The following is a 7,739-nucleotide window of genomic DNA, read 5'->3' as shown; positions in this document are numbered from 1 at the left end:
TCGAAGTCGGGGGAGCCATGCTTGCCGGAAGACTGTTTGATTGATCAGGGCGGTCCTTAAGACCGCCCTTTCTCAACTGGTAACGGGAATAACGCTTGTGCTCGAGGCATCAAAATATTACGCCAACTTGTACACACCACCCCTGGCAATAGCCGATTGATAAGCAGGTCTGGAGTGAAGTCGTTCAAGCCAGGCTTGCAGATTGGGGCGCTGGCTCAGTAATTGAAAAGACTTGGCAACTTCACCAATAAAGCTCATCTGAATGTCGGCGGCACTAAACGTATCGTTCACCAGATAGCTTTGTCCTTTCAGTGAGTTTTCGATAAAGCCCAGATGGTTGTCCAACTCGCTATTGATCCGCGGGTGTAGGGGGACGCCATTGTTGCCAAGAGGATCAACGTAAATTTTCAGGAGCAAAGGAAGCATTGCTGATCCTTCGGCATAGTGAAGCCATTGCACGTATTGATCATATTCCTTGGTGGTGCGGGGCGGCTGCAGGTCAGCCCCGTCATAGTGCCGGAGGAGGTAGTCAATAATCGCACCAGATTCATGGATGATGGATTGCCGATGTTCAATGACGGGAGATTTGCCTAGTGCGTGAATCTGAAATAATTCCTGTGGTGCCAAGTGGGTATCAGGGTCTCTTTTGTAGCGTTTAATATCGTATTCGAGGCCCAGCTCTTCGAGCAGCCAGAGAATCCTCTGCGAGCGTGAGTCATTTAGATGATGAACAATAATCATAATTTCCTTCCGTTTATGGTGTATCCAGATTGCTTCACTAGTTAAGGTGGCTGGGCGTAAAATGTCTTAAAGTCTTAATATCATGTATTATAGACGACTGGTCTAATGCTAGTAAATACTGAGTTCACAGGTACCATTCAGGGTTGCGGTAAAGAGGCTGGATAGAATAACTGGCTCTTGTGAAGTGTGATCTATTGACAACTTGCACAAATCCCGCCACAGCTGCCTGGCAGCCGTCGGCGGGGTAAAATCTGGCCACGCTGTCACCACCTGACCGAGCCACACGATGAAGCAGATCTCTTTCGCCCAGGCAGAGCACCAGAACAAGAAGAAAGTGACCCGCCGCGAGCGGTTCCTGGCCCAGATGGAGGCGCTGGTGCATTGGCAACGGCTCATCGACGCGCTGTCGCCGTCCTACTTCCCGAACGCAGCGGGCAAGCGCGGCCGCCCGCCTATTGGCTTGGAGCGCATGCTGCGGATCTACTTCTAGCAACAGTGGTATGCGCTCGCAGACGAGGCGCTCGAAGATTCAATATACGATAGCCAGGCGATGCGTGACTTCGTGGGTATCGATTTGGCCATCGAGAGCGTACCGGACGCGACCACGCTGCTGGGCTTCCGTCATCTGTTGGAGAAGCATGCGCTGACCCAGCGGTTCTTCGAAGAGATCAACGCCCACTTGGCTGAGCAGGGCCTGTTCATGCGCGAGGGCACCATCGTGGCTGCGGCTCCTTCCACCAAGAACAAGGCCAAGCAGCGCGATCCGGAGATGAAGCAGACCAAGAAAGGCAACCAGTGGTACTTCGGCCTGAAGACCCATATCGGCGTCGATGCCGTCACCGGACTGACTCACAAAGTCGTCGCGAACTCGGCCAACGTCGCCGATGTCACCATGGCCGATGCTCTGGTCCGGGAGAATGACAAGCGGGTATACGGCGACGCGGGTTACACCGGCATGTGGAAGCATCTCGACGAAGAGAAGGATGCCCCGGATTCCAAGTGCTGCATTGCCGCCAAGCGCGGCGCGATCAAGAAGATGGACGACAGCCCGATGAAAACGCTCCTCCTGGCAATCGAGAAGTCCAAGGCCAGCATCCGCGCCAAGGTGGAGCACCCGTTTCATGTCATCAAGAACCTCTTCGGCTACCGGAAGGTTCGCTACAAGAGGTTGGCCAAGAACGAGGCCCAACTGTTCACCCTGTTCGCCCTCGGCAATCTGGTGCTGGCAGGACGATGCTCAGGACTTACCGACGGGGCCAATGCGTCTTGAATCTGGCTTGGCAGCCGGATACCCCGGCTGCCAGGGAAAGCAAACCAGCTGAGGTGGTCAGCAGGTGGTCGCTGATCGCTTCATGTGCCCATGACTGAATTGTTCAGCGGTTCCCTAGACAATTGGTCTAGTGCGGCCTAAAATCACCCCATGGAATCAAAAACAGTTTCTCATGATGTGCGAAAGCACGTTCTTAAAACGGCAGAAGTCATCATCAGTGGTAAGGGCTTCAGTGCTGTTGGATTAAATGAAATTTTGAAAGCCTCTGGTGTTCCCAAAGGGTCTTTCTATCACTACTTTGGGTCTAAAGAGGCTTTTGGTGAGGAGCTTCTCAAAAGCTATTTTTCTGAATACCAGAGTTCCCTGGATTCGTTGTTGTCCCGCCCCGGCATGTCGGGGGCTGAGCGTCTTCTGAGTTATTGGGAATCCTGGTTAGAAACGCAATCCACGTGTGACCCCAAAGGCAAGTGTTTAACGGTAAAGCTTGCAGCCGAAGTTTGCGATTTATCAGAAGCCATGCGCAACGTATTAGCCAGAGAGACTGGTCGGGTTATTGCCAGACTAGCGCAAACCGTCGAGGAAGGAATCTCGGATGGGTCTCTGCCAGCCACACTTAACCCCAGAGGAACGGCTACTACTCTTTATCAGCTTTGGTTAGGCGCCAGTCTGCGTGGCAAGATCACCCGTGACCGGGAGCCGATGGAGTCCGCTTTGGAAGCGACCAAGGTGTTGCTGGGCCAAACCTGACTTTTTTTGAACTAAAACTATACGACCGGTCTACTTATTCTTGGAGAAAATGCTATGAAAACAGTCACTCTTCATGCTCCAGGTGGGCTTGATTCACTGGAGCTAAGAGACACTCCAGACCCGGGTCAGCCGGGACCGGGGCAGATACGGGTTGCAATACGTGCCACCTCTCTGAATTACCATGACCTGTTGGTCGCGAATGGTAGTATCCCGACGGAAGACGGTCGGATTTTAATGTCAGACGGGGCCGGCGTTGTTGAGGCCGTCGGTGAAGGCGTCACAGAGTTCCAGATAGGTGATCATGTTGTTTCCGGTTTTTTCCCTCAGTGGCAGGACGGGCAAGCCTACGACAGAGTTGGAAATTTTGCAGAAACACCGGGCGATGGCGTCGATGGCTTTGCTGCAGAGTACGCGGTTCGCGCAGCCACTGATTTTACTCACGCTCCTGCTGGGTGGAGTCATGCGGAAGCGGCGACTATCACTACTGCGGGATTAACAGCGTGGCGCGCTTTGGTTGTAGAGGGCAACTTGAAGGCTGGTCAAAGCGTTTTGGTGCTGGGAACCGGCGGGGTCTCAATCGCAGCTCTGCAAATTGCCAAAGCAATGGGGGCCAGGGTCATTGTGACCTCTTCGTCAGATGCAAAGCTCGCAAGGGCTAGAAAGCTCGGAGCGGATCAAACCATTAACTATCGACGTTGTCCGGATTGGGGGCATGAGGTTCTCTCATTAACCGAGGGTCGAGGCGTCGACCATGTTGTTGAAGTAGGTGGGCCTGGTACTCTCAGTCAGTCTTTTCAGGCGGTTTGTGTAGGCGGCCACATAGCCCTGATAGGTGTTCTAACCGGTCGTGAGGGCCAGGTTCCTACGGGGCTGCTCATGGCGAAGCAGGCCCGGCTTCAGGGTTTGATTGTCGGTAATCGGCGGCAACAACAGGACTATATTGCGGCTCTTCAGCAAAATGATCTGCGCCCGGTGATAGATCAAAGCTTTCGTCTGGACCAATTAGCGGAGGCATTTGCCGTTCAACAAAGTGGCGGTCATTTTGGCAAGATCGTTGTTGAGTGGTGAGAGCTGTCGTGACGGCTAATCGGGTGATGTTGCGTCCGAGGCTCGGTTAGCATTAGGCAATGTGAAGCGTTGTCTCTTTGCCGTCCAGCACACTGGTGTTGAGGCGGCTTTTTTGGGTCTAGATATTCGGAAACTCTTGCTGAAGAAGGGTCAGTATCCAACTGTGCAGCGGATCCTGACTGGAACGAGAATGCCAGGCTGCGATCACATCGAAACACGGAGGCGATTGGTCGAGCTCGATCTCTTTCACCAGTGGGTTTGGCAAAATGCGTGATGGTAGGAATGCGATGCAGTCGGTTGATGCCACGCAAACCGGTGCGGCAGAGAAGCTTGGGACAGACATAACGACATTGCGTTTATAGCCATTACTGGCAAACCACTCATCGGCTGAGCCGATCAGGTTGGCTCGTGTCGGAGAGACAATGAGTTGGGGCAGTCCGGCAACGTCACCTATCGTAAGTCGCCGGGCGAGCAAGGGAGAATCTTTTCGGGTTACGCAGACATGGTGTTCTGAAAAAAGCCATTGCGTCTGACAGCTTTCAGGAACAAACGCCGGAAAAGTCAGCGCGAGGTCCACGTCTCCCGATGCCAGTAACGCATAGAGTCGATCACTTTCAAAATCTCGCACGATTAACTTCAATCCCGGTGCCAGCTTTCGTAACTTCATCATCAATCTTGGCAATACAACCGCTACAGCGTAATCCGTCGCTGAGATCACGTAGGTCGTTTCCACAGTGGTCGGATTGAAGTCGTCAGGCGCCATCAAACGATCAAGACTCTCAAAAACAGCGTTAACTCGTGGTTCTAGCTGTTCAGCAAGTGGCGTGGGTATGACCCCTTGTCCGGATCGTATGAACAGTCGATCCTGAAAGACATCTCTGAGTTTACTGAGCTGAGCGCTGACGGCTTGTTGGGTCATGCCCATCTGACTCGCGGCTCGCGTGACATTCCTCTCTTTTAACAGAATTTTGAACACTCGCAGCTGCTTCAGGTCGACTCGGTTAATATCACTCATATTTGTATCTCTCACCAATAAATACTGTTTCTATTTGTTATTATATCCGCATAGCATGCTCTTGTCATGACTCGCCACCCAGCGGCCTGGAATCTAGACACCGGTCTGTTGTGGGTGACGCGTTGATCCTATGCAGCGATAAGGTGAGAGCATTTCATGAGTCATAGTACTGATAGCGAACTAGTTCAACGGTCAATAAAGGCCGACTATAAGATGTTCATTGGCGGGCGATGGGTGACAAGTCTGTCCGGACGTTCTTCTCCTTCGATTAACCCGGCTACAGGCGCCGTGTTAACCAACATACCGATGGCCAACAAAGAAGATGTTGATGCTGCAGTGAAATCAGCGCGTAAAGCGCTGGCTGTTTGGGGTCAAACATCTCCCCAGGAGCGTCAGCAGGCGTTGCTTGCAATTGCGAGCAGACTCGAAGCGCGAGCAGAAGAGTTTGCAATCCTTGAGACGCTTGACAATGGCAAGCCGGTCCGAGAAACCAGACAGATTGACGTCCCCCTGGCGATTGATCATTTTCGGTATTTTGCCGGTGTGATTCGTTCTCACAGCGATGAAGCTGTGCAGCTCGATAACAACACATTGAGCCTGGTGTTAAATGAACCTGTTGGTGTGGTTGGCCAAATCATTCCCTGGAACTTTCCGCTATTGATGGCAGCCTGGAAATTAGCGCCCGCGCTTGCAGCTGGCAATACTGTTGTCATCAAGCCATCCGAGATGACGTCTATAACCCTTCTTACATTGGGTGAAATTCTCAATGATGTACTGCCACCAGGAGTCGTAAATATTGTTACCGGTCAGGGTGCAGAAGCGGGACAAGCTCTTCTTGATCACCCAGACGTGGATAAACTTGCTTTTACGGGATCGACGGCGGTTGGGTACCGCGTGGCGAAGGCTGCGGCAGAAAAGCTGATCCCGGCCACTCTGGAGTTGGGCGGTAAATCAGCCAACATCGTGTTTCCCGATGCCAACCTGGAGAAAGCCCTGGAAGGAGCTGCTCTCTCTATTCTTCTCAATCAGGGAGAGGTCTGTGAGGCAGGGGCCCGTTTATTCGTTCATCACTCCATCTTTGAAAAATTCACTGGAGCGCTAAAAGAGCGTTTTGAACAAATCAGAGTAGGAGATCCTTTGGATCCTCAAACCCAAATGGGAAGCCAGGTCAGTGAACAGCAGATGGCGAGGATTCTGGGGTATGTCGACCTGGCGTCGCAGGAAGGCCTCAATGTTCTTACCGGTGGAAAGCGCTTGACCGGTGGGGCGCTGGGCCGCGGAAGTTTTATCGCGCCGACCATCATTACGGATGTATCAAACGATATGTCAGTGGCTCAGGAAGAGATTTTCGGCCCAGTGTTGGTGGTTATGCCATTTGAGGATGAAGCTGATGTTATCGCGTTGGCGAATGAATCCGATTATGGCTTGGCCGGGGCCGTCTGGACTCAGGACATCAATCGGGCCCTGCGAGTAGCTCGTGCAATTAAAACTGGACGGATGTGGGTCAACACTTATCACGAATTGCCCGCGCACGCACCCTTTGGTGGATATAAAAAATCTGGTATTGGCCGCGAAACTCACAAGATGATGCTCGATAGCTACACCGAGAAGAAAAACATAATCATCAGTTTGAATGAGTCCACGTACGGCCTGTTCTAGGGGCTTTTAGAGAGACCCTAAAGCAACATTAGAAACATACCTGAGAGGAATTAAAGTGATGAATGTAAGTTCTCTTTTTGAGTCGGTGAAATTGGGCCGTTTAAATCTGAAAAATCGTATTGTTTTGCCCCCTTTGACGCGATCAAGAAGTACGCAGCCCGGAAACATTCCAAATGATCTCATGGCCACCTACTACGCTCAGCGAGCCACAGCCGGTTTTATGGTAACCGAAGGCGTGCAGATTGAGCCGCGAGGTCAAGGCTATGCCTGGACTCCAGGTATCTTTACCGCAGAACAGATCGAGGGCTGGAAAAAAGTGACCCGCGCTGTTCATAGTCAGGGTGGCACGATTTTTTGTCAATTGTGGCACGTAGGACGGGTTTCCCATCGTTCGCTGCAGCCTGATGGGCAGGCTCCTGTTGCCCCATCCGCGATTCGCGCCGAAGGCGTAAAAGTTTTTGTTGAAACAGGGCCTGGGACGGGCGCGTTGGCAGATCCTGACGAGCCTCGTGAGTTAACCACGGCGGAGGTGCAGGAATTAGTTGCTATGTATGCGCGTGCAGCTCGTAACGCTGTTGAGGCCGGTTTTGATGGGGTAGAAATTCATAGTGCTAATGGCTATCTGGTCAATCAGTTTATCTCGGAGCATTCGAATCACCGGACCGACCAGTACGGCGGAAGCCTGAAAAACAGACTCCGGTTTCTTGAGGAGATCGTGTCTGCTATTTCTGCAGAGGTAGGCGCGGAGCGCCTTGGGGTGCGTTTTGCTCCATTGTTCGAGAGTACCGAGGAGGAACGAGTATATCTGGGGCTGGTTGAATCAGACCCGCATGAAACTTATCTGGAGGCTGCAAAGCTTCTGGAGAAGCGGGGGGTGGCCTATATCTCTATTGCCGAAGCGGATTGGGACAACGCACCAGAGCTTCCGGAAAGTTTCTGCGTGGCTCTGCGAAACGCGTTCAGCGGTGTTTTGATTTTTGCTGGCCGTTACACGCCTGAAAAAGCAATTCGCATGCTTGAGGCAGGTTATGGTGATCTGTTCGCTTTTGGTAAACCGTTCATAGCGAATCCTGATCTACCTGATCGAATTCGGAAGGGCTTGCCCTGGAACGATGTAGATCCGACAACGATGTACGGTGGAACTGATAAAGGATATACCGACTATCCGACTGTTGAGTCCCATCCCGATTCCCTCTCCAGAGAGAGGGTTACTGAACAGGTTTAAACCCGCATTATTCA

General features: G+C 52.2%; 6 protein-coding genes and 1 pseudogene. 5 read left to right on the top strand and 2 right to left on the bottom strand.

The annotated features are described in order from the left end of the window. Positions 1–117: 117 nt before the first annotated feature. Positions 118–741, bottom strand: coding sequence for a glutathione S-transferase (locus tag DOM57_RS21430; RefSeq protein ID WP_110651752.1), 624 nt, complete (start codon positions 739–741; stop codon positions 118–120). Positions 742–1,027: 286 nt separating this feature from the next. Between DOM57_RS21430 and DOM57_RS21425 the strand changes: the two are divergent. From DOM57_RS21425 to DOM57_RS21415, 3 genes and pseudogenes are all read left to right on the top strand, one after another. After that, positions 1,028–2,011, top strand: a pseudogene (locus DOM57_RS21425) (IS5 family transposase). 150 nt (positions 2,012–2,161) lie between these two features. After that, the gene (locus tag DOM57_RS21420; RefSeq protein WP_110651750.1) at positions 2,162–2,758 is read left to right on the top strand and encodes a TetR/AcrR family transcriptional regulator; all 597 of its coding nucleotides are present in this window, start codon (positions 2,162–2,164) and stop codon (positions 2,756–2,758) included. Positions 2,759–2,812: 54 nt separating this feature from the next. Continuing rightward, positions 2,813–3,826 carry a zinc-dependent alcohol dehydrogenase family protein gene (locus tag DOM57_RS21415; protein WP_110651748.1) on the top strand — a complete coding sequence of 338 codons (1,014 nt, stop codon included), beginning with the start codon at positions 2,813–2,815 and terminating at the stop codon, positions 3,824–3,826. Between the two features lie 118 nt (positions 3,827–3,944). Here DOM57_RS21415 and DOM57_RS21410 read toward each other — a convergent pair whose 3' ends face one another. Next, positions 3,945–4,841: a LysR family transcriptional regulator gene (locus DOM57_RS21410; protein WP_110651746.1), complete on the bottom strand. Its 897-nt coding sequence runs from the start codon at positions 4,839–4,841 to the stop codon at positions 3,945–3,947. A 156-nt stretch (positions 4,842–4,997) separates the two neighbouring features. Between DOM57_RS21410 and DOM57_RS21405 the strand changes: the two genes are divergently transcribed. Together DOM57_RS21405 and DOM57_RS21400 are read left to right on the top strand one after the other, a co-directional pair. Then, the gene (locus DOM57_RS21405) at positions 4,998–6,500 is read left to right on the top strand and encodes an aldehyde dehydrogenase family protein (protein WP_110651744.1); all 1,503 of its coding nucleotides are present in this window, start codon (positions 4,998–5,000) and stop codon (positions 6,498–6,500) included. Positions 6,501–6,558: 58 nt separating this feature from the next. Next, positions 6,559–7,725 carry an alkene reductase gene (locus DOM57_RS21400; protein WP_110651742.1) on the top strand — a complete coding sequence of 389 codons (1,167 nt, stop codon included), beginning with the start codon at positions 6,559–6,561 and terminating at the stop codon, positions 7,723–7,725. Positions 7,726–7,739 lie beyond the last annotated feature (14 nt).

Source organism: Salinicola peritrichatus (assembly GCF_003206715.1).
Taxonomy (GTDB): domain Bacteria; phylum Pseudomonadota; class Gammaproteobacteria; order Pseudomonadales; family Halomonadaceae; genus Salinicola; species Salinicola peritrichatus.
The sequence above is the reverse complement of the archived record's forward strand: the minus strand, read 5'-3'. Positions and strand labels throughout refer to the sequence as shown.

What these genes read in the sequence shown, in the direction of transcription:
- DOM57_RS21420 (WP_110651750.1), top strand. Translation starts at nt 2,162, where the DNA reads ATGGAATCAAAAACAGTTTCTCATGATGTGCGAAAGCACGTTCTTAAA.
- DOM57_RS21415 (WP_110651748.1), top strand. Translation starts at nt 2,813, where the DNA reads ATGAAAACAGTCACTCTTCATGCTCCAGGTGGGCTTGATTCACTGGAG.
- DOM57_RS21430 (WP_110651752.1), bottom strand. Translation starts at nt 741, where the DNA reads ATGATTATTGTTCATCATCTAAATGACTCACGCTCGCAGAGGATTCTC.
- DOM57_RS21410 (WP_110651746.1), bottom strand. Translation starts at nt 4,841, where the DNA reads ATGAGTGATATTAACCGAGTCGACCTGAAGCAGCTGCGAGTGTTCAAA.
- DOM57_RS21405 (WP_110651744.1), top strand. Translation starts at nt 4,998, where the DNA reads ATGAGTCATAGTACTGATAGCGAACTAGTTCAACGGTCAATAAAGGCC.
- DOM57_RS21400 (WP_110651742.1), top strand. Translation starts at nt 6,559, where the DNA reads ATGAATGTAAGTTCTCTTTTTGAGTCGGTGAAATTGGGCCGTTTAAAT.